Annotated in this window: 25 protein-coding genes; 16 read left to right on the forward strand and 9 right to left on the reverse strand. The window is 68.2% G+C overall.

Going from position 1 to position 25,979, the window contains the following annotated elements; all coding sequences use genetic code 11:
- Positions 1 to 72 precede the first annotated feature (72 nt).
- Positions 73 to 738, reverse strand: a complete 666-nt coding sequence (locus U4Z31_RS07520) for an O-methyltransferase (RefSeq protein ID WP_039318420.1) — start codon at positions 736 to 738, stop codon at positions 73 to 75.
- A 48-nt stretch (positions 739 to 786) separates the two neighbouring features.
- Here U4Z31_RS07520 and U4Z31_RS07525 point away from each other — a divergent pair, with 48 nt between their 5' ends.
- The 6 genes from U4Z31_RS07525 (at position 787) to U4Z31_RS07550 (ending at position 7,755) form a co-directional block, all read left to right on the forward strand.
- Entirely contained in the window at positions 787 to 1,464 is a 678-nt protein-coding gene (locus U4Z31_RS07525) for a TetR family transcriptional regulator (RefSeq protein WP_321809874.1), read from the forward strand.
- A gap of 527 nt (positions 1,465 to 1,991) precedes the next feature.
- Complete coding sequence (locus tag U4Z31_RS07530) at positions 1,992 to 3,380, forward strand: NCS2 family permease (protein ID WP_124486130.1); 1,389 nt, start codon at positions 1,992 to 1,994, stop codon at positions 3,378 to 3,380.
- Between the two features lie 239 nt (positions 3,381 to 3,619).
- On the forward strand, positions 3,620 to 4,213 hold the full coding sequence (locus tag U4Z31_RS07535) for a hypothetical protein (protein WP_124486129.1): 594 nt from the start codon (positions 3,620 to 3,622) through the stop codon (positions 4,211 to 4,213).
- A gap of 239 nt (positions 4,214 to 4,452) precedes the next feature.
- Positions 4,453 to 5,373 (forward strand): LysR substrate-binding domain-containing protein, encoded by a 921-nt coding sequence (locus U4Z31_RS07540; protein ID WP_044845852.1) that lies wholly within the window; start codon positions 4,453 to 4,455, stop codon positions 5,371 to 5,373.
- A gap of 225 nt (positions 5,374 to 5,598) precedes the next feature.
- Positions 5,599 to 6,381, forward strand: a complete 783-nt coding sequence (locus U4Z31_RS07545) for an ABC transporter substrate-binding protein (RefSeq protein ID WP_044845853.1) — start codon at positions 5,599 to 5,601, stop codon at positions 6,379 to 6,381.
- A 258-nt stretch (positions 6,382 to 6,639) separates the two neighbouring features.
- Positions 6,640 to 7,755, forward strand: a complete 1,116-nt coding sequence (locus U4Z31_RS07550; RefSeq protein ID WP_257772696.1) for a succinylglutamate desuccinylase/aspartoacylase family protein — start codon at positions 6,640 to 6,642, stop codon at positions 7,753 to 7,755.
- Positions 7,756 to 7,903: 148 nt separating this feature from the next.
- Here the strand turns inward: U4Z31_RS07550 and U4Z31_RS07555 are convergent, their stop codons facing one another.
- Positions 7,904 to 8,710 (reverse strand): MetQ/NlpA family lipoprotein, encoded by an 807-nt coding sequence (locus U4Z31_RS07555; protein ID WP_321809875.1) that lies wholly within the window; start codon positions 8,708 to 8,710, stop codon positions 7,904 to 7,906.
- A gap of 306 nt (positions 8,711 to 9,016) precedes the next feature.
- Between U4Z31_RS07555 and U4Z31_RS07560 the strand changes: the two genes are divergently transcribed.
- From U4Z31_RS07560 to U4Z31_RS07600, 9 genes are all read left to right on the forward strand, one after another.
- Positions 9,017 to 10,177: a porin gene (locus U4Z31_RS07560; protein ID WP_044849041.1), complete on the forward strand. Its 1,161-nt coding sequence runs from the start codon at positions 9,017 to 9,019 to the stop codon at positions 10,175 to 10,177.
- 223 nt (positions 10,178 to 10,400) lie between these two features.
- Positions 10,401 to 10,661, forward strand: a complete 261-nt coding sequence (locus U4Z31_RS07565) for a DUF2866 domain-containing protein (protein WP_321809876.1) — start codon at positions 10,401 to 10,403, stop codon at positions 10,659 to 10,661.
- A 144-nt stretch (positions 10,662 to 10,805) separates the two neighbouring features.
- Complete coding sequence (locus tag U4Z31_RS07570) at positions 10,806 to 11,189, forward strand: DUF6232 family protein (RefSeq protein ID WP_124486125.1); 384 nt, start codon at positions 10,806 to 10,808, stop codon at positions 11,187 to 11,189.
- A 71-nt stretch (positions 11,190 to 11,260) separates the two neighbouring features.
- Positions 11,261 to 11,488, forward strand: a complete 228-nt coding sequence (locus U4Z31_RS07575) for a hypothetical protein (RefSeq protein WP_124486124.1) — start codon at positions 11,261 to 11,263, stop codon at positions 11,486 to 11,488.
- A 269-nt stretch (positions 11,489 to 11,757) separates the two neighbouring features.
- Positions 11,758 to 14,034 carry a TonB-dependent hemoglobin/transferrin/lactoferrin family receptor gene (locus U4Z31_RS07580; protein ID WP_321809877.1) on the forward strand — a complete coding sequence of 759 codons (2,277 nt, stop codon included), beginning with the start codon at positions 11,758 to 11,760 and terminating at the stop codon, positions 14,032 to 14,034.
- A gap of 49 nt (positions 14,035 to 14,083) precedes the next feature.
- A complete protein-coding gene (locus tag U4Z31_RS07585; RefSeq protein WP_321809878.1) occupies positions 14,084 to 15,175 on the forward strand; it encodes a hemin-degrading factor in 1,092 nt (363 codons plus the stop codon).
- Positions 15,172 to 16,080, forward strand: a complete 909-nt coding sequence (locus U4Z31_RS07590) for a heme/hemin ABC transporter substrate-binding protein (RefSeq protein WP_415750274.1) — start codon at positions 15,172 to 15,174, stop codon at positions 16,078 to 16,080. Before U4Z31_RS07585 ends, U4Z31_RS07590 begins: the two co-directional genes overlap by 4 nt.
- 15 nt (positions 16,081 to 16,095) lie before the next feature.
- A complete protein-coding gene (locus U4Z31_RS07595; protein ID WP_321809879.1) occupies positions 16,096 to 17,184 on the forward strand; it encodes an iron ABC transporter permease in 1,089 nt (362 codons plus the stop codon).
- A gap of 17 nt (positions 17,185 to 17,201) precedes the next feature.
- Positions 17,202 to 18,029, forward strand: coding sequence for a heme ABC transporter ATP-binding protein (locus U4Z31_RS07600; RefSeq protein ID WP_321809880.1), 828 nt, complete (start codon positions 17,202 to 17,204; stop codon positions 18,027 to 18,029).
- Between the two features lie 139 nt (positions 18,030 to 18,168).
- On the opposite strand, the gene U4Z31_RS07605 is transcribed toward U4Z31_RS07600, so the two are convergent.
- The gene (locus U4Z31_RS07605; RefSeq protein WP_124666362.1) at positions 18,169 to 18,780 is read right to left on the reverse strand and encodes a trimeric intracellular cation channel family protein; all 612 of its coding nucleotides are present in this window, start codon (positions 18,778 to 18,780) and stop codon (positions 18,169 to 18,171) included.
- A gap of 8 nt (positions 18,781 to 18,788) precedes the next feature.
- Entirely contained in the window at positions 18,789 to 20,894 is a 2,106-nt protein-coding gene (locus tag U4Z31_RS07610) for a PBP1A family penicillin-binding protein (protein WP_321809881.1), read from the reverse strand.
- A gap of 240 nt (positions 20,895 to 21,134) precedes the next feature.
- Between U4Z31_RS07610 and U4Z31_RS07615 the strand changes: the two genes are divergently transcribed.
- Positions 21,135 to 21,929, forward strand: coding sequence for an aminoglycoside phosphotransferase family protein (locus U4Z31_RS07615; protein WP_321809882.1), 795 nt, complete (start codon positions 21,135 to 21,137; stop codon positions 21,927 to 21,929).
- Positions 21,930 to 22,025: 96 nt separating this feature from the next.
- On the opposite strand, the gene U4Z31_RS07620 is transcribed toward U4Z31_RS07615, so the two are convergent.
- The 5 genes from U4Z31_RS07620 to U4Z31_RS07640 all read right to left on the reverse strand — a co-directional run bounded on the left by U4Z31_RS07620 (position 22,026) and on the right by U4Z31_RS07640 (position 25,956).
- Positions 22,026 to 22,523 carry a hypothetical protein gene (locus tag U4Z31_RS07620; protein ID WP_321809883.1) on the reverse strand — a complete coding sequence of 166 codons (498 nt, stop codon included), beginning with the start codon at positions 22,521 to 22,523 and terminating at the stop codon, positions 22,026 to 22,028.
- A gap of 88 nt (positions 22,524 to 22,611) precedes the next feature.
- Complete coding sequence (locus U4Z31_RS07625; protein ID WP_321809884.1) at positions 22,612 to 23,448, reverse strand: bifunctional allantoicase/(S)-ureidoglycine aminohydrolase; 837 nt, start codon at positions 23,446 to 23,448, stop codon at positions 22,612 to 22,614.
- Positions 23,449 to 24,144: 696 nt separating this feature from the next.
- Entirely contained in the window at positions 24,145 to 24,585 is a 441-nt protein-coding gene (locus U4Z31_RS07630) for a hypothetical protein (RefSeq protein WP_124486109.1), read from the reverse strand.
- 377 nt (positions 24,586 to 24,962) lie between these two features.
- The gene (locus tag U4Z31_RS07635; RefSeq protein WP_321809885.1) at positions 24,963 to 25,622 is read right to left on the reverse strand and encodes an isoprenylcysteine carboxylmethyltransferase family protein; all 660 of its coding nucleotides are present in this window, start codon (positions 25,620 to 25,622) and stop codon (positions 24,963 to 24,965) included.
- A 166-nt stretch (positions 25,623 to 25,788) separates the two neighbouring features.
- The gene (locus U4Z31_RS07640) at positions 25,789 to 25,956 is read right to left on the reverse strand and encodes a hypothetical protein (RefSeq protein ID WP_185500310.1); all 168 of its coding nucleotides are present in this window, start codon (positions 25,954 to 25,956) and stop codon (positions 25,789 to 25,791) included.
- Between the last annotated feature and the right edge of the window lie 23 nt (positions 25,957 to 25,979).

Here is a 25,979-nt window from a genome sequence, read left to right on the forward strand (position 1 = left end):
CGCGATCCCGCCGTTCACGGCGGCCCGGGCAGCGCGCGCCGCGCGGCTCGCATGCTTGCAACGTCTCGCCGCTCAGCCGATCCGCATCGACAGCTCGACATCGCCGCCGAACGGCACCGACAGGTAGCCGTTCTCCGGCGCACGCACGTAGGCGAGGTAGTCGGGGCTGTATTCCGCGTTGTCGGCGACGACGAACGCGCCGGGCCGCAGCCGCGGCTCGACCCGCGCGAGGATCTCCGGATACAGCGCCTTCGCGCCGTCGAGCAACACGAGATCGACGGTCTCCGGCAGATCGGCCGCCAGCGTGCGCAACGCATCGCCCGCGCGGATTTCCACCAGATCGGCCAGCCCGGCCGCCGTCAGGTTCGCGCGCGCCCGTTCGACCTTCGACGCTTCGAACTCGCTCGTGATCACCCGGCCGCCGCCGTTGTCGCGCAGCGCAGCCGCGAGGTGCAGCGTCGAGATGCCGAACGACGTGCCGAATTCGACGATCGAGCGCGCACCGCAGCCGCGCGCGAGCATGTACAGCAGCGTGCCCGTCTCGCGCGACACCGCGAGCGGATAGTCCTTCAGGCGTGCATAGAAATCGGCGTAACCGGTCTTGCTGCGCATCAGCCGCGCGTGCTCGTCGTGCGACAGGTCGGCAAAGTCCGGGCTCGACGCGGGCGACGATGCCTCGGCTTCGTCGAACAGGCGCGCGAGCAGCGACGCCAGCGGGTCGTGAATCAGGGTGGTCATGCGAATCTCCGGTGTCAGGTTGAGTGCGTCAGGGCGCCCGACTAGAATATGACGAACTATTCAGGTTTTACTATTCGCATTGGCAGACCCGTCATGACCGACCGCCGCAACACCCCGATCGCCTCGCGCAGACTGCCTCGGCAGGCCCGCTCGACCCAGCTCGTCGACGACGTGCTGCAGGCCGCTATTCAGGTTCTGGCGGCCGAAGGCGCGCAGCGCTTCACGATGGCGCGCGTCGCCGAGCGCGCCGGCGTGAGCGTCGGCTCGCTGTACCAGTACTTCCCGAACAAGGCGGCCGTGCTGTTCCGGCTCCAGCACGACGAGTGGCGGCAGACGTCCGGGATGCTGTGCGCGATTCTGCAGGACCCGCGGCAGACGCCGCCCGAGCGCCTGCGCACCGCCGTCCACGCGTTCATCCGTTCTGAATGCGACGAGGCGCCCATGCGCATCGCGCTCGACGATGCCGCGCCGCTCTATCGCGACGCCCCCGAGGCGCAGGAAGTGAAGGACGCGTGCAACCGGATCTTCAGCGCGTTCATGCGCGAAGCGCTGCCCGACGTGCCCGACGCCACGCATGCGCTCGCGTGCGAATTGATCATGACGACGCTCACGACGGGCGGCAAGGCATTCTCCGAAACCGCGCGCACGCCTGCGGAAATCGACGCATATGCGACCGCGATGGCCGACATGTTCTGCACGTACCTCGCGCATCTCGCGCGTGTCTGATGCAGTGGCAGGCCAGGACGAGCGCGGGCGCGGCCCGCGCGCGGCACCGGCATCATCCGGATGCGGGTTGCGCAACGGCCGCGTTTTCACATCCGGCGCGGCTGTTTCCGCGCGCCCGCGCAGCCTCTCCGAAAGCCCTTCGTAAGACTCGATGCACCACCCGCTCCCGCCCCGCCCGCCGACCCTGCATTCGAATAGTCGCCTTAACGGATTCGAACTAGGCGTATACACGCGTTCCGCGACGACGAAGCCCCGTTGCACGCCGATATAAGCGCTGCGACATGCGCTGCATGCTCTTCCCCCAATGGGACGTGATGGGCCGTTCGCCTAACCTTCGCTACGGCAAAGCACACGTGACAGGATCGACCGCACGACGCGGCACACGCGCCCCCTTCGACGCGCGTACGACGACACGACTCACGCGTGAAGCGTCCCCACGACGCCGCCGAATATTCCAACCAGATTCGAGACACCCTGACGACGGTCCGCCACGGGCCGTTTCAGCATGCTGATAAAGGAGCAAGCTCATGAGTGATACCCCGGTGCAGCCGACGGTCGGCGTCGGCGCGGAAGAAACGGACTTCGGCACCAAGGGAGTCATCGACCGGTACTTCGGCATTTCGTCGCGCGGCAGCACGCAGCGTCGCGAAATCGTCGCGGGCGTGACCACTTTCCTCGCGATGGTCTACTCCGTGTTCGTCGTGCCCGGCATGTTCGGCAAGGCCGGCTTCGACACGAGCGCGGTATTCGTCGCGGTCTGCCTCACCACCGCATTCGGTTCGCTGCTGATGGGCCTGTGGGCGAAGCTGCCGATCGCGATCGGCTGCGCGATTTCGCTGACGGCGTTCACCGCGTTCGGGCTCGTGCTCGGCAAGGGCCTGCCGCCGGCCGTCGCGCTCGGCGCCGTGTTCCTGATGGGCCTCGTGTTCACGGGCATCTCGGTCACCGGCGTGCGTTCGTGGATCCTGCGCAACCTGCCCGCGGGCGTCGCGCACGGCACCGGGATCGGCATCGGCCTGTTCCTGCTGCTGATCGCGTCGAACGACGTCGGCCTCGTGATCAAGAATCCGGGCGCCGGCCTGCCGGTCTCACTCGGCCAGATCACCGCGTTCCCGGTCATCATGTCGGTCGTCGGCCTCGCCGCGATCTTCGGGCTCGAGAAGCGTCGCGTGCCGGGCGGCATCCTGCTCGTCGTGGTCGCGATTTCGCTGATCGGCCTCGCGTTCGATCCGGCCGTGAAGTACCGCGGCATCTTCGCGCTGCCGTCGCTGAGCGCACCGGGCCACGCGTCGCTGATCGGCGCGATGGACATCAAGGGCGCATTGTCGATGGCCGTGCTGCCGAGCGTGCTGGCGCTCGTGATGACCGCCGTGTTCGACGCGACCGGCACGATCCGCGCGGTCGCGGGCCAGGCCGGCCAGCTCGACGAGAACGGCCGCATCATCAACGGCGGCCGCGCGCTGACCGCCGATTCGGTCAGCTCGATCTTCTCCGGCTTCCTCGGCGGCGCGCCGGCGGCAGCCTACATCGAGTCGAGCGTCGGCGTGGCCGCCGGTGCGAAGACGGGCCTCGCGGCCGCGGTGGTCGGCGTGCTGTTCCTGGTCGTGATGTTCTTCTCGCCGCTCGCGGGCCTCGTGCCGTCGTACGCCACGGCCCCCGCGCTGATGTACGTCGGCCTGCTGATGCTCGGCAGCGTGAGCAAGCTGCACATGGACGACATGGTCGACGCGATGTCGGGCCTCGTGTGCGCGGTGTTCATCGTGCTGACCGCGAACATCGTGACCGGCATCATGCTCGGCTTCTCGACGCTCGTGATCGGCCGCGTCGCCAGCGGCGAATTCCGCAAGCTCAACGTCGGCACCGTGCTCATCGCGGCCGTGCTCGTCACGTTCTATCTCGGCGGCTGGGCGATCTGACCGCGGATCATGCGCGACGTCGCCTGCCGAAGGGCGGCGCGCATCGGGACGGCATCGTCTCCTCCACCATCGTCGTTGATGGTCTCCAGGCTCGGGAACGTACGTTTCCGGGCTTTTTTTCGTCGGTGCGGCGGGGGTGCCACCGGGCCGTTCGACCGACACGGGAAACCGCGGCGGCGTGCCGCGCATCGCGAATCCGCACGCGGTGCTACGATCGCGTTTTATCCTCCGGAACGCTCATGAATCCGTTCGGCATCGTCTCCGAATCTGACACGCGGACCGCGGCGCGCAAGCCACCGTTCATCCCGTCGTTCGGTTTCGTCGAAGTTCATGAATCGCGGCCGATCGACGCGCCGCCGTCGCGCATCATCGATGCGGTGGCCACGCTCGACATGCGCGCCGATCCCGTCATCGACGCGCTGCTTGCCGTGCGCGAAGCGCCGGCGGCCATCGCCCGCGCGCTGGGCCAGCGTCCGGCCGGCGCCGCCCGCGAGCGCTTCGGCTTCGATTCGTTCACGCTGCTGCATCGCGATGACACGTCGCTGTCGCTCGGGCTCGTCGGACGCTTCTGGCGCCCGACGCCCGACGTGCGCACGATCGACGACGCCGCGGCGTTCGTGCGGCACGACGATCCGGATGACGCGAAGCTGGTGTTGCGCTTCGAGGTCGTCGGACTGTCGTCAGGCGCGCGGCTGCTGCGCACCGAAACCTTCGTGCACTGTCCGAGCGCGCGCACGCGCCTGCTGTTCCTGCCGTACTGGCTCGCGATCCGGCTCGGGAGCGGCTGGATCCGCCGCCGCACGCTCGCGGCCGTCGAACTGGCGCTCGCCTGACACGCCGGGACGCCGTCGAACGGAAACGCGATGATGTCGTATCGCGGCATACATCGACGGCATCTCGAACACGCACGCAACATCATATGCAATCCTGATCGGTTTGCCGCCGGACACGGCGAAACTGTGCCGCGCACCGTCGCGCGATTTTTGTTCCGCCCCGCGCCCGCCGTCGCCTCGCGCTACCCTATCGATCTTCGCGCCGGCGCCCCGGCCCGCCGCCAGATCCGAACCGATCGATGACCCGCATCCGCAACCACCTGAACATCGCGCAGCTCCAGGCCTTCGTCTCCGCCGCGCATCACAAGAGCCTGCGCGCCGCCGCGCGCGAGCTCGGCGTCACCCAGCCCGCGATCACGCACACGATCCGCGAACTCGAAACGGCGCTGAACGCGGAACTGCTCGTGCGCAGCGTGCGCGGCGTCGAGCTGACCGCGTGCGGCCACGCGCTGCTGCCGCGCGCCGAGCAGCTGCTCGGCGACATGCGCCGCACCGTCGAGGCCGTCGAGCAGGTGAAAGGGGAAATGTCGGGGCGCGTCGCGGTCGGCACGATGCCGTCGATCGCGCTGACCGCGCTGCCGCACGCGGTCACCGCCTTCCGCCGGTCGATGCCGAACGTGAACCTGCATCTGGAGGAAGTGACGGTGCCCGACGCGCTCGCGCAACTGCGCAACGGCACGCTCGACATCGCTGCGATGCACCATGTGCCCGCGCTCGACCGCGATTTCACGCAGGTCCCGCTGCTGTCGACCGAGTTCACCGTCGTGATGCGCGAAGGCCACCCGCTCGCGCACGCGCGCCGATTAGAGGAATTGCTCGACGCGGAATGGATCGTCACGGTCGGCGCCGAGCAGTTTCCGCACAGCGTGATGGTCGGGATGTTCGAGGCGCGCGGGCTGCCGCTGCCGAAGCGCCTGCTGCGCTCGCCGATGTCGTTCGCGGTGACGCTCGGGCTCGTCGCGCGCTCCGACGTGATCGGCTGCTTCACGCGCCCGCTGGCCGCGATGGTGGCGCCGCTCGGGATCCGCACGGCCGATCTCGACGAAAGCATGCCGCGCTTCGACCTGTCGATCATCGCGCGCCGCGACCTGCTGCCGACGCCGGCGGTATCGCAATTCGTCACCTGCCTGCAGCGCGCGGTCAACGAAACGCTAGGTTGAATCGTTCCTTCCTCTGAAACGGTCACGCGCCGCATGCGCAGCCGTCGGGTCCGGTATCGGGGCTTGTCCTAGGCGCCCTGCCGGTATTTTGTCTTGATAATCTTGCGCACGTCGCGCGCCCGCATCGGGCAGCGAAACGGACAGTCCGACGCGAAGCCGCGCCGGGCCGAAGGCTTACGGCGCGGCACAACCGCGCACCCATCGAACAAAACGAGGAGTCACCGAGTGAAAAAGATTCTTGCGGCTGTGACCGTGGCCCTGCTCGCCGTATCGGCCGGCACTGCATACGCGAAGGACTGGACGACCGTACGCTTCGGCGTCGACGCAAGCTACCCGCCTTTCGAATCGAAAGGGGCTGACGGCAAGGTGGTCGGCTTCGACGTCGATCTCGGCAACGAAATCTGCCGCCGCATCAACGCGAAGTGCGTGTGGATCGAGAACGACTTCGACGGGATGATCCCCGCACTGAAGGCTCGCAAGTTCGACGGCGTCCTGTCGTCGATGTCGATGACGCCGGCACGCGAGGAACAGATCGCGTTCTCGTCGAAGCTGTTCAACACGCCGACGCGCCTCGTCGCGAAGAAGGGCGCCGGCCTGATGCCGACGGCCGAATCGCTGAAGGGCAAGTCGGTCGGCGTCGAGCAGGGCACGATCCAGGAAACCTACGCGAAGACGTACTGGGCCTCGAAGGGCGTGAACGTCGTGCCTTACCAGAACCAGGACCAGGTCTACGCCGACCTGATCTCGGGCCGTCTGGACGGCGCGCTGCAGGACGCGGTGCAGGCTGAAATCGGCTTCCTGAAGACGCCGCGCGGCGCGAACTTCGATTTCGCCGGCAAGGACATCGACGATCCGAAGACGCTCGGCAACGGCGCCGGCATCGGCCTGCGCAAGGAAGACACCGACCTGAAGGCGAAGATCGACGGCGCGATCGCCGGCATGCGCAAGGACGGCACGTACGACAAGATCGCGAAGAAGTACTTCGATTTCGACGTGTACGGCAAGTAACACCGCGCAACGCGCGCTTCGCGACCGCGCAGACGGGCTCCGCAAGGAGCCCGTTTTTTTTGCTCGCGCGCGGCGAAAGGCCGCGCGACACGCGGGGACGAAGGGCTGCGGCGCCGTTATTTTTTACGCGCCAACCCGATGATTCGTAAAGGAAATCGACATGCCCGGCGCGCGGTTTGATAGGTTCGCGGAAGGCAACGTACAATCGATCTTCCACGCATACCGGATCACTCGCGGCTGCGCCGCCCTCCCCTCATCATGCAAACGCAGACCCATCCGCTGATTTCCCCCGCCGTCGGCACCGAACGCCAGATCACGAGCTTCCACTACGGCCCGCGCGGCGGCAAGAAGGTCTACATCCAGTCGTCGCTGCACGCGGACGAACTGCCCGGCATGCTGGTCGCCGCGCTGCTGCGCCGCAAGATCGCCGCGCTCGAGACGGCCGGCAAGCTGCGCGGCGAAGTGGTCATCGTCCCCGTGCCGAACCCGATCGGCCTGTCGCAGCACGTGTTCGGCGATCACCTCGGCCGCTTCGAGCTCGGCTCGATGCAGAACTTCAACCGCAATTTCTACGATCTCGCGGCGCTCGTGCTGCCGCGCATCGAAGGCCGCCTGACGAACGACGCGCAGCGCAACCTCGCAGCGGTACGCGCCGCGATGCGCGAGGCGCTCGACGAACAGAAGCCGCGCACCGAGCTCGAATCGCAGCGCCTCGCGCTGCAGAAGCTGTCGTTCGACGCCGACATCGTGCTCGACCTGCATTGCGACAGCGACGCGGTGATGCACCTGTATACGAACCCCGATCTGTGGGAAGACGTCGAGCCGCTGTCGCGCTACCTGGACGCGCAGGCGTCGCTGCTCGCGCTGAATTCGGTCGGCAACCCGTTCGACGAGATCCACAGTTTCTGCTGGTCGGATCTGCGCAGCCGGTTCGGCGATCGCTTCCCGATCCCGAACGGTGCGATTTCCGTCACGGTCGAATTGCGCAGCGAGCGCGACGTGTCGTACGAATTCGCGGAGAAGGACTCACAAGCGATCGTCGAATACCTGACCGAGCGCGGCGTCATCGACGGCACGCCGGCACCGCTGCCGCCGCTCGCGCATCCGGCCACGCCGCTCGCGGGCACCGATCCGCTCGTCGCACCGGTGTCCGGCGTGATCGTGTTCCGCACGCCGGTCGGCGCATGGATCGAGGCCGGCCAGGACGTCGCCGACATCGTCGATCCGCTGACCGATCGCGTGATCACGTTGAAGAGCAGCGTGTCGGGCGTGCTGTACGCGCGCCAGATCGTGCGCTTCGCGACCGCCGGGATGGAAGTCGCGCGGATTGCCGGCGCGAACCCGATCCGCACCGGGTCGCTGCTGTCGGCCTGAGTCGCCTCCGGCCCGGGCCGCCTGAACGGCCGGCCCGCGCGCCGCATCGCGACGCGCACCAACGAAATCGCCCGCTTGCGCGGGCGATTTGCTTTTCGGCCTGACGGCATGCCCGGCGACGTGGCCGGGGAGCAGCCGGGCGCAGCGTTCAGAACGCCGGCACGATCGCGCCGCCGAACTTCTGGTCGATGAACTTGCGCACGTCGTCCGATTCATAGGCCGCGACGAGCTTCTTCACCCACGGCTTGTCCTTGTCCTGCGCGCGCACCGCGATCAGGTTCGCGTACGGCCCGCGCAGATCCTCGATCGCGATCGCATCCTTCACCGGCGTGAGCCCGGCCTTCACCGCGTAGTCGGTGTTGATCGACGCGGCGTCGACATCGGGCAGCGCGCGCGGCAACTGCGCGGAGTCGAGTTCGACGATCTTGATCTTCTTCGGGTTCTCGGCGATGTCGAGCGGCGTCGCGTTCACGCCGTTGCTGCCGACGCCCGGCTTCAGCTTGATCACACCGTACTTCTGCAGCAGCAGCAGCGCGCGGTTGCCGTTGGACGGATCGTTCTGGATCCCGACCTTCGCGCCGGCCGGCAAGTCCTTCAGCGACTTCAGCTTCTTCGAATAGAAGCCCATCGGCGCCGTGTAGGTCAGCCCGACGTTGACGATCTTGTAGCCGCGCTGCTTGATCTGGCTATCGAGGAACGGCTGGTGCTGGAAGCCGTTCGCATCGAGGTCGCCCGAATCGAGCGCCGCGTTCGGCTGCACGTAGTCGTTGAATTCGATGACCTTGATCGCGAGCCCTTCGCGTGCGGCGACTTTCGTCACCTCGGTCCAGATCTGCGCGTCGGGGCCGCTCATCGTGCCGATCTTCAGCGTCTGGGAATCGGCGTGCGCGCCGGGCGCGGCAAAGGCCAGCGCCGCGGCAAGCGCGCCGAGGCCGGTCAGGATCGAACGTCGCATGGTGTCCTCTTGTCCCGTGTCGTTGTTGAAGCGCGCATCGTGGCACGGGGCCGGAACGGCACCAACCAAGCTTATTTCATGTGCATATTCCCGACACCGATCGAATCTCAGGCGGAATCGGTATAACTCCCTGCTGTACAACCGGGCAGAATCCAATGTCGCATCGGCACCACAGATTCGTAATATGACAAGGCTGTCACATTCATTACGTGGCCCGCCGATAAAGTTGCGACCGGTCCGTGAAAGCGCCCATAGAGAGCGCCGGAACCGCAACTGGACACGCCATTTATTCGCTCGGAGAATCCTTTGAACAAGAAACTGTTGACCATCGCCATCCTCGCAGCAACGGCTGGCACGGCGCACGCACAAAGCAGCGTGACCCTGTACGGTGTCATCGATGCCGGTATCAGCTACGTGAACCACAGCAAGACCGCGAACGGCGGCAGCGGCAAGCTGTTCAAGTACGACGACGGCGTGGCCCAGGGCAGCCGTTGGGGCCTGCGCGGCACCGAAGACCTCGGTGGCGGCCTGAAGGCGATCTTCGTGCTCGAAAACGGCTTCAACAGCGGCAACGGCACGATCGGCCAGGGCGGCGCGATCTTCGGCCGTCAAGCGTACGTCGGCCTGAGCCAGGCGCAATACGGCACGGTCACGTTCGGCCGTCAGTACTCGTTCTCGACCGACATCCTCGGCTCGAACTACTCGACGGGCGGCAACACGGTCGCGGGTAACTACGCGTACCACGTGAACGACGTCGACCAGCTCACGTCGAGCCGCATCAACAACTCGGTGAAGTTCCAGAGCGCGAACTACGCCGGCTTCACGTTCGGCGCGTTGTACGGCTTCTCGAACTCGACCGACTTCGCAGGCGCACCGTCGACCACGACGGGCACCACGACGACGGCCGGTTCGTCGCGCGCATACAGCTTCGGCCTGAACTACGCGAACGGCCCGTTCGCGCTCGGCGCCGCTTACACGGACATCCGCTTCCCGAGCCAGTCGACGCCGGCATTCTCGACGTCGATCGCGAACATCGCGCTGACGAACATCCGCGACCTGCGCACGTACGGCGTCGGTGGCCGCTACATCTTCGGCCCGGCAACGGCATGGCTGCTCTGGACGCGCACGCAGTTCACCCCGATCGCGGCTGGCGCATCGGGCACGTTCTACAACGCGTATGAAGCAGGCGTGAAGTACGCGATCACGCCGGCCCTGTCGGCAGCCGTCGGCTACACGTACACGAACGCCACGCAAAGCGGCAACTCGGCACACTGGAACCAGGGCAACCTCGGCCTCGACTACGCACTCAGCAAGCGTACGGACGTGTACGCGCTGGTCATCGGCCAGAAGGCGTCGGGCAACAACGTGCAGGCGCAGATCGGCTCGAGCACGAGCTACTTCAGCACGTCGGGCAACGGTGCGACGAACCAGATCGCCGCGCGCGTCGGTATCCGTCACAAGTTCTAAAGCATCCGCTTAACTCGTCCGCTCATCGCGCGGATGACGACGGCACGAAGCGCCCCGCTCCATGCGGGGCGCTTTTTTATGGGCTTTTAAGTTTCGCTTAATTCTGGGCTGAGAGGATGCTCTCACCCCCCCTGTTGGCCGCCTGAGCATCGGCGGCTTCTTTTTTTTGAGACCCACTACGGCACCGCCATCAACTGCCCGCAAGACAGGATCGGAGGCCAAGATGATCGAAGATACCGTTTACAGCCATCTGCACGCGATTCTGACGCGTCAGCATTCGCTACCGGTCCAGAGCTGCCGCGTGTCGGTGGCGATGCAGCGCCCATGGGGCCGCCCGTACCGGCTCGTCGAATGGACGATGCATCTCGACGCGCCCGCGCGGCGCCAGATCGTGCCGGCCGAATCGACCGACGAAGAGATCGCCGAGGTCGTCGCGTCGCACGTGCCGGGCCGCCTGTACGGCGACGGCCAGCTGCAGTTCTGACTTCCCCTCGTTACGCCTGGTTACGCCTCGTTACCCGTCACTGCCCGCAGCGCGGCCGGCCCGCACGCATCGTGCGGCACTCGGTCTCGTTTGACGCGGCAACGAAGTCTGCTACGCTGCGCGTTTTCGTCCACGCACCACACGATGGAAAACGCATTCAACGAACGCGGCGTGATGGTCACGCGCAACGGCCTGTCGGCAGCCGGGCAGGTCTTCCCGCTGCGTGACATCCGCAACGTCGACGTCGTCAAGATCCCGAAGAATCGCCTCGTGCCGTCGCTGATCTCGCTGATCGGCGTGGTCGCCGCCATTGCCGGCGGCATCGGCGGATCGAGCGCCGCGCTGGTCGTCGGCGTGATGCTCGCCGTCGTCGGCTATCTCGCCTGGACCACGCAGGACATCACGTACCGGCTGATGGTCGAGATGCCCGACGGCAAGCGCGAAGCGCTGTCGAGCGTCGACCCCGAATTCGTCGAACGCGTCGCGCAGGTCGTGCGCGATGCACGGACGGCGACGGCCGCCGGCTGATTTCCGCTGCGCGCGCCGACCACCTACTATGAAATGAGCGGCACGCCGCCGCGTCGTTCGAGGAGGTCGGCATGAACCCCCAATCGCTGTCCGGCATGCTGCGCGCGCAGGAACTGCTGCTCGTCACGATGATCCGCGCACTGCCGCCCGACGCACGCAGCGCGCTCGTCGACCTCTACGCCGAACAGCTCGCGTTCGCCGAACAGGCCGGCTTCGAGGGCCACGGCGATCGCGCGACGCACGACGCGTTCATCGCGCATGCGCGCAACCTGCTGATTCGCATCGAATCGCTCGCATAGGGCCTCTGCTCACACGCCTATAACGGGCCCGCGCCGGCCCGCTTCTCCCGAATTTGGCCCTGCGCGGCGCGTCCGGTCCGCGCCGGCGGCGCACGTCCGTAGACCCAGCTTTACGTTCTTGTATTGATAATAATTCTCATTTACACTGAACGAATCATCAATTCCCTTTCAATTCGCCGTTCGCCGCCTGCCGCGCGCGAACGGGCCAGCCAGGTGAACGCGTCACCCAGCCAGCCTTCGGGCTAGTCATCGTCAATGGGAGACCACCTGTGCATTGCTATCCGCTGGCGCGGCGGCCGATCTGTGCCGCGCTGTTCGGCGCGTTCGGCCTGTCCACCGCCCCGGCTTATGCCGATCCGTCGCCGCAAGGCGCCAACCCTTCATCTGCCGTGCTGACCACCGCCGCCGCATCCACGCGCGGCGATGCGGCGCTGCTCGACCCCGTCACCGTCACGGCCACCCGCACCGCCACCGCCGCGAGCCGCACGGCCGCGTCCGTGTCGGTCATCACCGACGACGATCTCGACGAGCAGCAGGCGACCAACATCAAGGACGCGCTGCGCTACGAGCCGGGCGTCACGGTGCGCCGCACCGCGTACCGCCCCGGCAGCGCCGCGCTCGGCGGCGGCCGCGACGGCGATTCGAGCATCAACGTCCGCGGCCTCGAAGGCAATCGCGTGCTGCTGATGGAAGACGGCATCCGCCTGCCGAACGCGTTCTCGTTCGGGCCGCTCGAAGCCGGCCGCGGCGACTACGCGGATCTCGACATGCTCAAGCGCATCGAGATCCTGCGCGGGCCGGCGTCGGCGCTGTACGGCAGCGACGGGCTGACCGGCGCGGTGAACTTCATCACGAAGGATCCGCGCGACCTGCTGTCGATCTACGGCAAACCCACCTACTTCTCGCTCCGGCCGGGTTACGACTCGGCCGACCGCAGCGTCGGCGCGACGGTGTCGGCCGCTGGCGGCAACGACCGCGTGCAGGGGATGATCGTCGCCGACGGCCGGCGCGGCCATGAGGTCGACACGCGCGGCAGCGACAATTCCGCGAGCACGCTGCGCACGACGTCGAACCCGCAGGACGTCTATTCGGAATCGCTGCTCGGCAAGCTCGTGCTGACGCCCACCGCACGCGACACGATCAAATTCACAGCGGAAACCGTGCAGCGCCGCGTGAGCACCGACGTGCTGTCGGCGATCAACCCGCCCGGCACGCTCGGGCTCACGACGCACGACCGGCTCGAGCGCAACCGCTTCAGCATCGACTACGATTTCCGCGACGATGCGTTCCGCTGGTTTCAGAACGCGCACGTTCAGTTGTACTACCAGGATGCGAAGCAGGATCAATACGCGTTCGAGACGCGCGGCGCGCCGCTGAAATCGCGCTCGCGCGACAACCGGTACAAGGAGCGCACGTTCGGCGGCGCCGCGTTCGCCGAAAGCGGCTTCTCGACGGGCTCGCTCGCGCACAAGCTGCTGTATGGCGTCGACGGCAGCCTGTCGCGCGTGACGAACCTGCGCGACGGCACGGTGCCGGGCGTCGGCGAGGCGTTCCCGAACAAGGCGTTTCCCGATACCGACTACACGCTGTTCGGCGCATTCGTGCAGGACCAGGTCGGCTATGGCCGCCTGCTCGTCACGCCGGGGCTGCGCTTCGACACGTACCGGTTGAGCCCGACGCGCAACGATCCGCTGTTCACCGGCACCGCGGTGTCGACGAGCGCGAACGAAGTGTCACCGCGCGTCGCGGTGCTCTACGAGATCACGCCCGCGCTGATTCCGTATGCGCAATACGCGCACGGCTTCCGCGCGCCGACGCCCGACCAGGTGAACAGCAGCTTCTCGAACCCGGTGTACGGCTACACGTCGATCGGCAATCCGAACCTGAAGCCCGAAACCAGCGACACGTTCGAAGCCGGCCTGCGCGGCAAGGCCGGCACCGGCTACGGCGTCGTGCGCTACAGCGCGGCCGCGTTCACGGGCCGCTACCGCAACTTCATCGCGCGCACGACGATCGCGGGCAGCGGCCGGCCAACCGACCCGTTCGTATTCCAGTACGTGAACTTCGCCGACGCGCGCATCCACGGCCTCGAAGGTCGCGCCGAATGGATCATGCCGAACGGCATCACGCTGAAGACCGCGATGGCGTTCACCAGGGGCTCGACACGGAACGACGGCGCGGCGAGCCAGCCGCTGAACACGGTCAATCCGTTCTCGGCGGTGTTCGGCGTGCGCTACGAACCCGGCGAACGCTGGTTCGTGCAGACCGACCTGCTGTTCCAGGCCGCGAAACGCGACAAGGACATCGACAAGTCCGACTGCTCGAACAAGGCGTGCTTCGCGCCGCCGTCGTCGTTCGTCGTCGATCTGCGCGGCGGCTACCGCTTCAACAAGCATGTGAGCGCGACGATCGGCATCCGCAACCTGTTCGACCGCAAATACTGGAACTGGTCGGACGTGCGCGGCATCGCCGCCGATTCGCAGGTGCTCGACGCGTATACGTCGTCCGGACGCACCGTCGCCGTCAGCATGAAAGTGGATTTCTGATGCGCGCGATCGCGCGTTCCTGCCCAACCGTTACTCGAAGGAGTCCGACATGATGCATTCCGCCCTTCCCGGCCAGCCGGCCACGCCGGCCCGCGCGTCCGCTGCGTTGCGCGACGCATTCGTCAAGCTCAAGGCCGAGCGCCAGCTGCGCAACCGCGACGTCGCGCAGGCGCTCGGCGTCAGCGAAGGCGAGGCGCTCGCCGCGTTCGTCGGCGAGCACGTGGTGCGGCTCGACGCGCGCTTTCCGGCGATGTTCGAGGAAATGCCGCGCCTCGGTCGCGTGATGGCGCTCACGCGCAACGACACGGCCGTCCACGAGAAGGACGGCGAATATGCGCAGATGAGCCACGACGGCCCGGTCGGCCTCGCGCTCGGCGACATCGACCTGCGCATCTTCTACCGTCACTGGGCGTCCGCGTTCGCGGTGCACGACGAGACCGCGCACGGTCCGCTGAAGAGTTTGCAGTTCTTCGACGCGCAGGGTCATGCGATCCACAAGGTCTACCTGCGCGCGCACAGCGATCACGCGGCGTACGACGCGTTCGTCGAACGCTGGCGCGCGCCGTCGCACGAGCCGGGGCTCGACGTCGTGCCGGCCGCACCGAAAACGCCCGAGCGTGCCGATACCGGGATCGACGTCGCGGGCTTTCGCGCCGCATGGGACGCGATGACCGACACGCACCAGTTCTTCGGCATCACGCAGCGCTTCGGCGTGAGCCGCATGCAGGCGCTGCGCCTCGCCGAGCCGCGGTACGCGTATCCGGTCGAGGCGACGCGCGCGCTGCGTCACGTGCTCGAACGGGCCGCGAGCAGCGGCCAGCCGATCATGGTGTTCGTCGGCAATGCAGGGATGATCCAGATCCACACGGGCCCCGTCGCGAACGTGCGCGAGGTCGGCGCATGGATCAACGTGCTCGACCCGGGCTTCAACCTGCACGTGCGCGAGGACCTGATCGCCGCCGCGTGGGTCGTGAAGAAGCCGACGAGCGACGGCATCGTCACGTCGCTCGAACTTTTCGATCGCCAGGGCGACCATGTCGCGCTGCTGTTCGGCGAACGCAAGCCCGGCAAGGTCGAACGCGACGACTGGCGCGCGCTCGTCGCGACACTGCCGTCGGCGGCACGCGGAGACGCGCGGTGAGCGCGCGATCGTTCCAGCCGCGACGCCGCGTCGTGCTCGCGAGCGCGGTGGCCGGTGCGCTCGCGGGCGCTCTGCCGGTGCGCGCGCTCGCGCAGGCCGGGCCGAAGCGCGTCGTCGTGATCGGCGGCGCGCTCGCGGAAACCGCGTTCGCGCTCGGCGGCGCCGACGCGCGCGGTTACCGGCTCGTCGGCACCGACACGACCTGCACGTACCCGGACGCCGCGAAGCGCCTGCCGAAGGTCGGCTACCAGCGCGCGCTGTCGGCCGAGGGGCTGCTGTCGCTACGGCCCGATCTCGTGCTCGCGTCGGCGGAGGCCGGCCCGCCCGCCGCGATCGCGCAGGCGAGAAGCGCGGGCGTCGCGGTCACGACGTTCGACGAGCGGCACGACGTCGATTCGGTGCGCGCGAAGATCACCGGCGTCGCGCAAGCGCTCAACGTGCGCGACGCGGGCACCGCGCTGCTGCAACGCTTCGATCGGGACTGGCAAGCCGCGCGCGACGCGGTCGCCGCGCGCGTGCCGGACGGCGCGCAGCCGCCGCGCGTGCTGTTCGTGCTGAACCATACCGGCAACCAGGCACTCGTCGCCGGCCAGCGCACGGCCGCCGACGCGATGCTCCGCTACGCGGGCGCGCGCAATGCGATGCAGGGTTTCGATCACTACAAGCCGCTGACGACCGAGGCGCTGGCCGCCGCCGCCCCCGACATCGTGCTGATCTCCGACGAAGGGCTCGCGGCGGTCGGCGGCCGCGCCGCGCTGCTCGCCGCGCCAGGCTTCGGCGCGACGCCGGCCGGCCGCGCGCGGCGCGTCGTGTCGCTCGATGCACTGTTCCTGCTCGGCTTCGGTCCGCGCCTGCCGCTCGCCGTCACGACCCTGCACCGGCGCCTGTCGGATGCGCTCGCCTGATTCCGGAGCGTCCCGATGCCTGTTCATGCTTCGCCTTTCCCCGCGCGGTCGCACGTATCGCGTGCCGGCGCCGCGCGCGTCGGCGCGTCGCGCCGCCTCGTACCGTTCGCGCTGGCCGCGCTGGCCGCGCTCGTGTGTGTCATGTCCGTCATCGCGCTGTGCGTGGGCGCGTACCGCATTCCGTTCGCGGAAGCGTGGGCCGCGCTGAGCGGCGACCCGGCCGCCCGGCAGGCGCGCGCGGTGCTGTTCGACATCCGCGCGCCGCGCGTCGTGCTCGCGCTGCTGGTCGGCGGCGGCTTCGGCGCGGCCGGCGCCGCGATGCAGGCACTGTTCCGCAATCCGCTCGCCGACCCGGGGCTCGTCGGCGTGTCGAGCGGCGCGGCGCTCGGCGCAACGACGACGATCGTGCTCGGCCCCGCGCTGTTCGCCGCGCACGCGAGCGCGGCCGTGCTGCCCGTCGCCGCGTTCGCCGGCGCGCTCGCGGTCGCGGCGCTCGTCTACCGGCTCGCCGCGTCGCGCGGCCGGCTCGCGCTGCCGCTGCTGCTGCTCGCCGGCATCGCGATCAACGCGCTGGTCGGCGCGGCGATCGGCCTGCTCACGTTCGTCGCCGACGACGCGCAGTTACGTTCGCTGACGTTTTGGAGCCTCGGCAGCCTGGGCGGCGCGCAATGGTCCGCGCTGGCGGCCGTCGCGCCGTGCGTCGCGATCGGCTGCGTGCTGCTCGCGCGCGACCGTGACGCGCTCAACGCATTGCAGCTCGGCGAAACCGAGGCGCTGCACCTCGGCGTGCCCGTGCAGCGGCTCAAGCGGCGCGTGCTCGTCGCGGTCGCGCTCGCGGTCGGCGCGCTCGTGTCGTGCGCGGGCATCATCGGTTTCATCGGCCTCGTCGCGCCGCACTGCGTGCGCCTCGCGTGCGGCCCCGACCAGCGCGTCGTGCTGCCCGGCGCCGCATTGCTCGGCGCGCTGCTGACACTCGCCGCCGATCTCGCCGCGCGTACCGTCGCCGCGCCCGCCGAGATTCCGCTCGGCGTGCTCACCGCACTGCTCGGCGCGCCGTTCTTTCTCGCGCTGCTGTGGAAAAGCCGCGGCGCGCTCGGCGGCTGATCCTTCATGCACCCATCATGCTGACTGCCCATCATCTCGACGTCGCCCGCCGGCACCGCGCCGTTCTGCACGACCTGTCACTGTCGATCGAACCCGGCCGCGTGACCGCGCTGCTCGGCCGCAACGGCGCGGGCAAGAGCACGCTGCTGAAGACCCTGGCGGGCGAACTGACCGGCAGCGTCGCGCCGAACGGCGTGCGCGTGACCGGCGACATCACGCTGAACGGCGAACCGCTCGCGCACATCGACGCGGCGCGGCTCGCGTGCCTGCGCGCCGTGCTGCCGCAGGCCGCGCAACCGGCGTTTCCGTTCAGCGTCGACGAAATCGTGCTGCTCGGCCGCTATCCGCATGCGCGGCGCGGCGGCGCGCGGCACGTGATCGCGCATCGCGATCGCGACATCGCATGGCAGGCGCTCGAACGCGCGGGCGCCGACGCGCTCGTCGGCCGCGACGTGACGACGCTGTCGGGCGGCGAGCTCGCACGCGTGCAGTTCGCGCGTGTGCTCGCGCAGTTGTGGCCGGACGACGACGCGGAGCCGGGCCCACGCTACCTGCTGCTCGACGAGCCGACCGCCGCGCTCGATCTCGCGCACCAGCACCGGCTACTCGATACCGTGCGCACGGTCGCGCGCGAGTGGCGGCTCGGCGTGCTCGCGATCGTCCACGATCCGAACCTCGCCGCGCGGCACGCGGATACGATCGCGATGCTCGCGGACGGCACGATCGTCGCGCAGGGTGCGCCGCGCGACGTGATGACGCCCGGCCATATCGCGCAGTGCTACGGATTCGCCGTGAGGATGGTGGAAACGGGCGACGGGGCGCCGCCGCTCATGGTGCCGGCGTAGAACACGTCGTCCAGCCATATCGCGCAGTGCTACGGGTTCGCCGTGAGGATGGTGGAAACGGGTGACGGGGCGCCGCCGCTCATGGTGCCGACGTAGAACACGCGTATCGTCGCGTCCGCGCGGCACCCTCGCTCAACGCTCAACGCTCGACGTCCGCGACACCGAACGTGCGCATCTTCCACCCGAGCCGTACGGCCAGCATCCGCATCGCGAAGCCCGCCGCCAGCGCAACCGCCGTCGCGAACCCCGCGTCGATGCCGAGATGCTGGATCCCAACGTACAGCGTACCCGTGAAGAACGCGACGCTCGCATACAGTTCCTCGCGCAGGATCAGCGGCATCTCGTTGCACAGCAGGTCGCGCAGCATCCCGCCGCACACGCCGGTGATCGCACCGGCCAGCACGACGATGATCGGCGCGGTGCCCGTCGACGCGCCGATGTCGCAGCCGATGATCGTGAACGCCGCGAGGCCGATCGCGTCGACGGTGACGAACAGCGTCTTCATGCGCGCGACGTGCCGCGCGGCCCACGACGCGACGGTCGCCGCGGCGAGCGTGATCACGAGGTACTCGGGATGCGCGATCCAGCCGAGCGGATAGTGGCCGAGCAGCACGTCGCGCACGGTGCCGCCGCCAAGCGCCGTGACCGCGCCGACGAGCGCGAGCCCGAAGCGGTCCATCCCGCGCCGCATGCCCATCAGCGCGCCCGACATCGCCTCCGCGACGATCGCGATCAGATAAAGCGTATGCATCGCGCGCCTCAGTCTTCGGTACGGAACAGGTCGAGCACGCGTTCGCGCTCGGCCGCGTCGACGGCGGCCGGCGTCGGCTCGCCGGGCATGCCGCGCCCGTCCGGCGCATCGGACGCCGACGCACCGCCACAGGCAAAACGGCTGCGGATGAACGGCGGCATGTCGGCGGTGCAGGTGCCGCGCGTGTATTCGGCGTACACGAAATCGCCGTCGACGAGCGCGACGTCCTGCGGCGGCGTCGCATCGACCGGCGTGCGTCCGTCGACGGCCGTCTTCATGTAGTCGAGCCAGACCGGCAGCGCGAGCGTCGCGCCGGTCGCGCGCCCCATCGTGCGCGGCGTGTCGTAGCCGAGCCACGCGACCGCGACGATGCCCGACGAATAGCCGGCGAACCACGCGTCCTTCGAGCCGTTCGACGTGCCCGTCTTGCCGGCCGCGTCGTCGCGGCGCAGCGCGAGCGCGCCGCGCGCGGTGCCGGCCCGCACGACGTCGCGCAGCATGCTGTCCATCACGAACGCATTGCGCGCCGACACGACGCGCGTGCCTTCAGGCGTCGTCGCCTCGTACATCGCACCGCCATGACGCTGCTTCACCGACAGGATCAGCCGCGGCACCATCCGCATCCCGCCGTTCGCGAACACGCCGTACGCGCTCGCGAGTTCGAGCGGCGTCACGGCGCCCGCGCCGAGCGCGAGCGGCAGCGACGCCGGATTGCGCCGCGCGTCGAAACCGAAGCCCACCGCATGCTGCTGCACGTAGCGCGCGTCGGCCGCCTGCATCAGGTTGACCGCGACGAGGTTCTTCGAGCGCACGAGCCCGCGCCGCACCGGGATGAAGCCCTCGTAGCGGTTGCCGAAATTGCGCGGACGCCACGGCCGCGCGCCGGTTTCCGCATGCGTGAGCGTGCGCTGCGTATCGTCGACCAGCACGCCCGGGAAGTAGCCCTTCTCCAGCGCCGCCGAATAGACGAACGGCTTGAAGCTCGACCCCGGCTGGCGATACGCCTGCAATGCATGGTCGAACACGTTGCGGCCGAAATCCGCGCCGCCGACGAGCGCGAGCATGTCGCCCGTCGCCGCATCCAGCGACACGAGCGCGCCTTCGAGCCCGTTGCGCGCATCGCGCTTGCCGGGCTGGCGGCGCAGCGTACGCCCGAGCGCGGCCTCGGCCGCGCGCTGGTCGCGCATCGAGATCGTCGTCGTCACGTCGAGGCCGAGCGTATAGGCGTCGTCGTGAAAGCGCTCGACCATCATCCGGCGCGCGCGCTCCGCGACGTACGGCGCCGCGACGATGCCGGGCGGCGGCGTGGTCGCCAGCACGATCGGCAGGTCGAGCGCCGCGCGATAGGTCGCCTCGTCGAGTTCGCCGAGCGCATGCATGCGGCCGAGCACGTAGTTGCGCCGCGCGGTCGCGCGCGCCGGATTGACGACTGGGTTGAACGCGGACGGCGCCTTCGGCAATCCGGCGAGCACGGCCGCCTCGCCCGCGCTCAGCGCGTCGAGCGGCTTGCCGAAATACACGTTCGCGGCCGCCGCGAAACCGTACGCGCGCTCGCCGAGATAGATCTGGTTCATGTACAGATCGAGCAGCTTGTCCTTGCCGTATTCGCGCTCCAGCTTGATGGCCATCAGGATCTCGGCAAGCTTGCGGCTCAGCACCTTGTCGCGCGTCAGGTAGAAATTGCGCGCGACCTGCATCGTGATCGTGCTGCCGCCCTGCCCCGGCTGCCCGGTCACGACGTTCGCGAAGGTCGCGCGCGCGAGGCCGCCGACGTCGATCGCGCCGTGCTGGTAGAACTTCGCGTCCTCGGCCGCGAGCAGCGCGTGGCGCATCAGCGGCGGAATGCGTTCGAGCGGCACGAACTCACGGCGCTCGACGCCGTACTCGGCCAACAGGTCGCCGTCGCGCGAGAAAATCCGCAGCGGCAGCGCGGGACGGTAGGCGGCCAGATGTTCGACGGACGGCAGTTGCGTCCAGATGCGGTGAATCGTCCATGCGCCGATGCCCGCGCTCGCGAGCGTCAGGCCGAGCAGCGCGCCCGCGAGCATGCGCCATGCTCGCGGGCGGCGTGGCGGTGCGGACGGCGGCGATGGGTTGGCGGTGGGGTCGGTCATGTCGGGCTCCTTCTTCAGTGCCGCGACGGCCGGCGCGCGAGCGGCGCCGATCGTCGCGAAAGGCGCGCATTGTCGAAGGGATGGCGCGAAACCGGAACATTCTTCAGCCAAAGTTTGGCTGGCTAAATTTTATTTAGGAAAGCGCGCCGGAGCCGCTCGCGCGGTGCATGCGGACCTGTGGCATGTCGTCACGGCCGAGCGCACCGGGCGCGCGAGCCGGTTCGCTTGTACCATCGTCGGATGTTCGATCGATACCTCGACCTGTGGGACCTCATTCCCGACGGCGGCCCGATCCTGACCGCGAGCGGCGGCCTGTTGCCGGTCGTCTGGCGCACACGGCCGGCAATGCTGAAAGTCGCGACCTGCGACGAAGAGCGTCGCGGCAATGCGCTGATGACCTGGTGGAACGGGGATGGCGCCGCGCGCGTGTGGCTGCACGACAGCGACGCGGTGCTGCTCGAACGCGCGCAGCCGGCGCCGACGCTCACCGGCCTGTCCGCCGCGGGACACGATGACGACGCGATCCGGATCGCATGCCGCGTGGTCGCGCGGCTGCATGCGCATCGCGCACCGGCTCCGCCCGCGGTCGTGCCGCTGCCCGACTGGTTCCACGCGCTGCTGTCGCACGACACGGACGACGACGTGCTGCGGCGTTCGGCCGAGACGGCGCACCGGCTGCTGGCCGTGCCGCCCGTCGATGACGTCGTGCTGCACGGCGACATCCATCACGGCAACCTGCTGTATTTCGGCGATCGCGGCTGGCTGGCGATCGACCCGAAGGGGCTGCGTGGCGATCGCGCGTTCGACTACGCGAACCTGTTCTGCAATCCCGCGCACGAGATCGCTGTGGATCCCGCGCGCTTCGAGCGTCGCGTCGTGCTCGTTGCGGATGCCGCACAGCTCGACCGGCGGCGGTTGCTGCAATGGATTCTCGCGTGGTCGGGCTTGTCGGCGGTATGGCTGATGGACGACGAACTGCCGCCCGATACGAGGCTGGAGGTCGCGAGGCTGGCCGCGAACGCGCTGGGTCTGTAGTGCACGAGCACACTGCCGCGCCGGCCGCATCGCATCGCGTGGCCCGAAAAAATGTCAGCGTCAGATCGGCGAGTTGACTCGTGCGAATGTCATCGGTCAACCGGGGCGCGTCGATCGCCGCATCAACCGATTCACACCCCATACGATCAGACCCGCGATCCCAAGGCAAACACCGAGAACGAGAAGGAGCCCGACTCCTTCAACATCATCGGCATGTGCGATCGTGTCGACTCCGAAAAGCGCCATCACCGATTCGATGGTTGACGGAATCGACGTCTCGATTGGAAGTCGGACGAACCAGCGCGCGAGCAGCGCGCCAAGAGCGCCCGTTACAAGAAAATTGATGCTGAAGCGGACCGCTTTCATTACCTGACCTCGACGATTCCATATGCCTTGATGGCGGTGCCCGGAATCGGAACCGTTGCGCCGTGCGCGCAAAATCATGGAGCCGTCCCAAGCGACCGCCAGTCTGTCTGTCGACAATGTAATAGAGGCCACGCGGTAGCGGGCCTGATTTCGGTTTAGCGATCGACTCTGCTTCCGCTCGATTCCTTGCTCCATCCGGCGCTTCTTCGCGTCCGCAAAACGTGTCAATCTGTTTCCGGACGGGTCACAGGTCACAATGAAAAAAACCGCCGGCTTGCACCGGCGGGCTTTCGTATCCGACTTGCGCGGTGGCGCGTTAACGCGCCGGATTCAGCGTCAGGTTCATGTGACGGTTCACATCCTTGTACAGCAGGTAACGGAAGCGGCCGGGGCCACCCGAATAGCAAGCCTGCGGACAGAACGCGCGCAGCCACATGAAGTCGCCCGCTTCCACCTCGACCCAGTCCTGGTTCAGGCGATAGACGGCCTTGCCTTCGAGCACGTACAGGCCGTGCTCCATCACGTGCGTCTCGGCGAACGGAATCACGCCGCCCGGCTCGAAGGTCACGATGTTCACATGCATGTCGTGACGCATGTCGCTCATGTCGACGAAGCGCGTCGTCACCCACGCGCCGTTGGTGCCCGGCATCGGGATCGGCTCGACGTCCTGCTCGTTGGTCACGAACGCTTCCGGCAGCGGAATGCCGTCGACGACCTGGTAGTGCTTGCGGATCCAGTGGAAACGCACGGCGGCATCGCTGACGTTGTGCAGCGTCCAGTCGGCGCCCGGCGGAATGAACGCGTAGCCGCCCGGCTTCAGCGTGTGCTGCTTGCCCTGCAGCGTCAGCTCGGCCTCGCCCTCGACGACGAACAGCACGGCTTCGGCGTTCTTGTCCTGCTCGGGCTTGTCGCTGCCGCCGCCCGGGTTCACTTCGACGATGTACTGCGAGAAGGTTTCGGCGAAACCCGACAGCGGACGCGCGATCACCCACAGGCGCGTGTTGGTCCAGAACGGCAGCCAGCTCGTGACGATGTCGCGCATCACTCCCTTCGGAATGACCGCATACGCCTCGGTGAACATCGCGCGATCGGTCAGCAGATCGGTCTGCGGCGGGTGGCCGCCATGCGGCGCGTAATACGTTGTCTTAGACATAAAGCATCCAGGCAATGGGTTGGTCCGGCCCCGGGTCGCAACGGCAGGCGCGGCACGCGCGTGGGGCACGCATGCGGCGGCGGGACATCGTTGCCGGGGTGGCTTGAAAGCGCGGGCGCCTTCGTTCGGTCGGCCAGGCTTCGCGACGGGTCCGCCCGGTTCAGCGGGCGGGGCGCCCCATGCTTGCGGGTCCGGCGGCCGGGCCGCGGACACTCGGGGTGATGCGGCGGGGCACGGGGGACGGCACGGTTCGATTCCGTACGCGGGCAGCGTTGACGATAGCGAAGTCGATCCTGATCGACCAATTAAATGTTGCGATGCCATCCATTCGATTTCCCACTACCCGCCGCGGTGCGCGACGGTCGGCGAACGCGTGTCGCGGATGCGTCGGCGCATGAGGGAAATCCTGATGACCGGACGCCAGCGCGTCGATCAGCAATATCGAAACGGGGTCGGCCGAACCTGCCCGGCTGCATGTCGATGCAACGGAAGATGCCGTCTACAAGCGGGAAAAGTCAGGCGGGAGAGAGGCGCCAACCCGTCGAACGAGGCTGGGCATGAACTGCCGAAGGGGAGAAGGTGCCGGTCTTGCCGGCGACGGCCGCCCGGCTGAAGCTGCCGGGCCGGCTGTCGGAGGGTGCCACCGCGTCGGGCGCGCCGGTGCGCGAACCGCGCACCGTGCCGCGCCCGCGGGGATCAGTCCCAGTCGCGGTGATGGCGATGCTTGCGGTGACGATGGCCGCGATCGCCATAGTCGCCGCGGTCGTACGAGTTGCGCGACAGGTTGCCGCCGAGCGCCGCGCCGGCGCCGCCGCCGACGGCTGCGCCCAGCAGGCCGCCCGTGCGGCCGCCCATCGCGTTGCCGGCCGCGGTACCCGCGCCGCCGCCGAGTGCGCCGCCGATGATCGCGCCGGTGCGTTCGCGACGGTTCGACGTCACGGCACCACCCGCGCCGCCGCCGATCGCGCCGCCGATCACGGAGCCCGTGCTGCCGCCGACCGCGCCGCCGACCGCTGCGCCGGCAACCCCGCCGAGCGCGCCGCCAAGCGCGTTGTTCATGTCACCGGCCATTGCCGGCAGTGCGGTCGCGCCGGTCAGCACGGCGACGACGAGAGTGGGGGCGATTTTCTTCCACATTCCCGTATTCTTCCTTGTTCGCAATCTGGTTATTAAAGGTCCGCTCGTTACGACGATCTGAATCGATCGACGTCGATGCCGGCATTGTGCCGAATCCCGGACCAATTCATTTCAATGAGCTTGCGGCGAAGAATAGCATCGGTCGCGCCCCCTTGCCGTCGACATTCTGGTAACAAGTTGTTTACCGCAACGGGACCGGAAAAGGTTGCCGAAAACCGCCTGCAAAGCCCGCCGGTACGGGCTCCGGCCGTGGGCCGGCCGCACTCGAAGGAGGTGCCGGAAGCGCCCGTCGCGCGGGTTCGGACACACGTGGCAACACATCGCGGGTGCGCCACGAGCCGGCCGGGATCGACCGGGCCATCCAGGACGAACGAGGGTCAGTACACGCCCGGCAACAGCCGCCACGTGCGCGCGCAGTACGCGTCGTATTCGGCGCCGAATTGCGCGCGCAGCAACGCTTCCTCGGAACGGATGCGGGCGACCAGCGGGATCATCGTCAACGCGACGAGCAGCAGCCCGATGCCCGAGCGGAACGCGCACGCCCAGCCGGCCGCATTGACGAGCAGGCCGAGATAGCTCGGGTTGCGAATTCTCCGATAGATACCGTCCGTCACCAGCGTGTGGCCCGGCTGGATCGCGACGAGCCCGCTGAAGCGCTTGCCGAGCACGAACACGGGCCAGATGCGCAGCACGCCGCCCGCGACGTACAGCACGACGCCGGTCCAGCGCACCGTGTCGCCGCCGAAGGTCCATACGTCGAGCCGGTCGGTCAGCGCGGGCAGGTATGCGAGCAGGAACCCGCTGGCCGCAAAGGCCGCGAGCACCCAGCGGTTGTCGCGGTTCTCGCGTTCGCCGGCGCTCAGGTTGCCTTCGGTGAACAACGCGGCGACGGCCAGCGCGAGCGTCGCGACGGCAATGACGGTCAGTTGCGGATGCGAGAAGAAGGCGGCGAACCCGCCGATGCCGAGCACGGCGAGCCCGAGATAGACGAGCGTGGAGACGCTCGCCACGATTGCGACCTTGCGCGTAACGGCCATGGCTGCCTCGCCGGAGTGGGCTTTCCTGTGAAGTATAGGAACCCGGGCGGGCCATGCGCACGCGCGCCGTCATGCGGCGCGCGAGTCGTCCGTGCGGGAAGCGGCGGCCAAGCGTCGAACGACGGGGCCGCTCGACGTGCGGGCGGCGCCCGCGCCTGCCGCCCGGTCAGCGAATGCGGAAGTTGCCGCCGATGCCGACGCTGACGGGCGGTGCGTAATAGGCCGGCGCATAGCCGTAGTAGGCCGGCGCGGGCGCGTAGTAGCCGTAAGGCGGCGCGACATAGCAGCCGGACAGGCCGCCGATCAGCGCAAACGTGATGAGGATTTTGTACATGACTCGATTCCCGGCGAAGAGGG

Origin of the sequence: Burkholderia sp. BCC1985, assembly GCF_905339915.1 — a bacterium.
Taxonomy (GTDB): Bacteria; Pseudomonadota; Gammaproteobacteria; order Burkholderiales; family Burkholderiaceae; genus Burkholderia.

Bases quoted from the DNA above. Each gene is read 5' to 3' on its own strand.
- U4Z31_RS07635 (WP_321809885.1), bottom strand. From the start codon at position 25,622: ATGGCCGTTACGCGCAAGGTCGCAATCGTGGCGAGCGTCTCCACGCTC.
- U4Z31_RS07565 (WP_321809876.1), top strand. From the start codon at position 10,401: ATGATCGAAGATACCGTTTACAGCCATCTGCACGCGATTCTGACGCGT.
- U4Z31_RS07520 (WP_039318420.1), bottom strand. From the start codon at position 738: ATGACCACCCTGATTCACGACCCGCTGGCGTCGCTGCTCGCGCGCCTG.
- U4Z31_RS07600 (WP_321809880.1), top strand. From the start codon at position 17,202: ATGCTGACTGCCCATCATCTCGACGTCGCCCGCCGGCACCGCGCCGTT.
- U4Z31_RS07595 (WP_321809879.1), top strand. From the start codon at position 16,096: ATGCCTGTTCATGCTTCGCCTTTCCCCGCGCGGTCGCACGTATCGCGT.
- U4Z31_RS07585 (WP_321809878.1), top strand. From the start codon at position 14,084: ATGATGCATTCCGCCCTTCCCGGCCAGCCGGCCACGCCGGCCCGCGCG.
- U4Z31_RS07525 (WP_321809874.1), top strand. From the start codon at position 787: ATGACGAACTATTCAGGTTTTACTATTCGCATTGGCAGACCCGTCATG.
- U4Z31_RS07610 (WP_321809881.1), bottom strand. From the start codon at position 20,894: ATGACCGACCCCACCGCCAACCCATCGCCGCCGTCCGCACCGCCACGC.
- U4Z31_RS07615 (WP_321809882.1), top strand. From the start codon at position 21,135: ATGTTCGATCGATACCTCGACCTGTGGGACCTCATTCCCGACGGCGGC.
- U4Z31_RS07555 (WP_321809875.1), bottom strand. From the start codon at position 8,710: ATGCGACGTTCGATCCTGACCGGCCTCGGCGCGCTTGCCGCGGCGCTG.
- U4Z31_RS07625 (WP_321809884.1), bottom strand. From the start codon at position 23,448: ATGTCTAAGACAACGTATTACGCGCCGCATGGCGGCCACCCGCCGCAG.
- U4Z31_RS07630 (WP_124486109.1), bottom strand. From the start codon at position 24,585: ATGTGGAAGAAAATCGCCCCCACTCTCGTCGTCGCCGTGCTGACCGGC.
- U4Z31_RS07640 (WP_185500310.1), bottom strand. From the start codon at position 25,956: ATGTACAAAATCCTCATCACGTTTGCGCTGATCGGCGGCCTGTCCGGC.
- U4Z31_RS07550 (WP_257772696.1), top strand. From the start codon at position 6,640: ATGCAAACGCAGACCCATCCGCTGATTTCCCCCGCCGTCGGCACCGAA.
- U4Z31_RS07540 (WP_044845852.1), top strand. From the start codon at position 4,453: ATGACCCGCATCCGCAACCACCTGAACATCGCGCAGCTCCAGGCCTTC.
- U4Z31_RS07575 (WP_124486124.1), top strand. From the start codon at position 11,261: ATGAACCCCCAATCGCTGTCCGGCATGCTGCGCGCGCAGGAACTGCTG.
- U4Z31_RS07570 (WP_124486125.1), top strand. From the start codon at position 10,806: ATGGAAAACGCATTCAACGAACGCGGCGTGATGGTCACGCGCAACGGC.
- U4Z31_RS07535 (WP_124486129.1), top strand. From the start codon at position 3,620: ATGAATCCGTTCGGCATCGTCTCCGAATCTGACACGCGGACCGCGGCG.
- U4Z31_RS07530 (WP_124486130.1), top strand. From the start codon at position 1,992: ATGAGTGATACCCCGGTGCAGCCGACGGTCGGCGTCGGCGCGGAAGAA.
- U4Z31_RS07605 (WP_124666362.1), bottom strand. From the start codon at position 18,780: ATGCATACGCTTTATCTGATCGCGATCGTCGCGGAGGCGATGTCGGGC.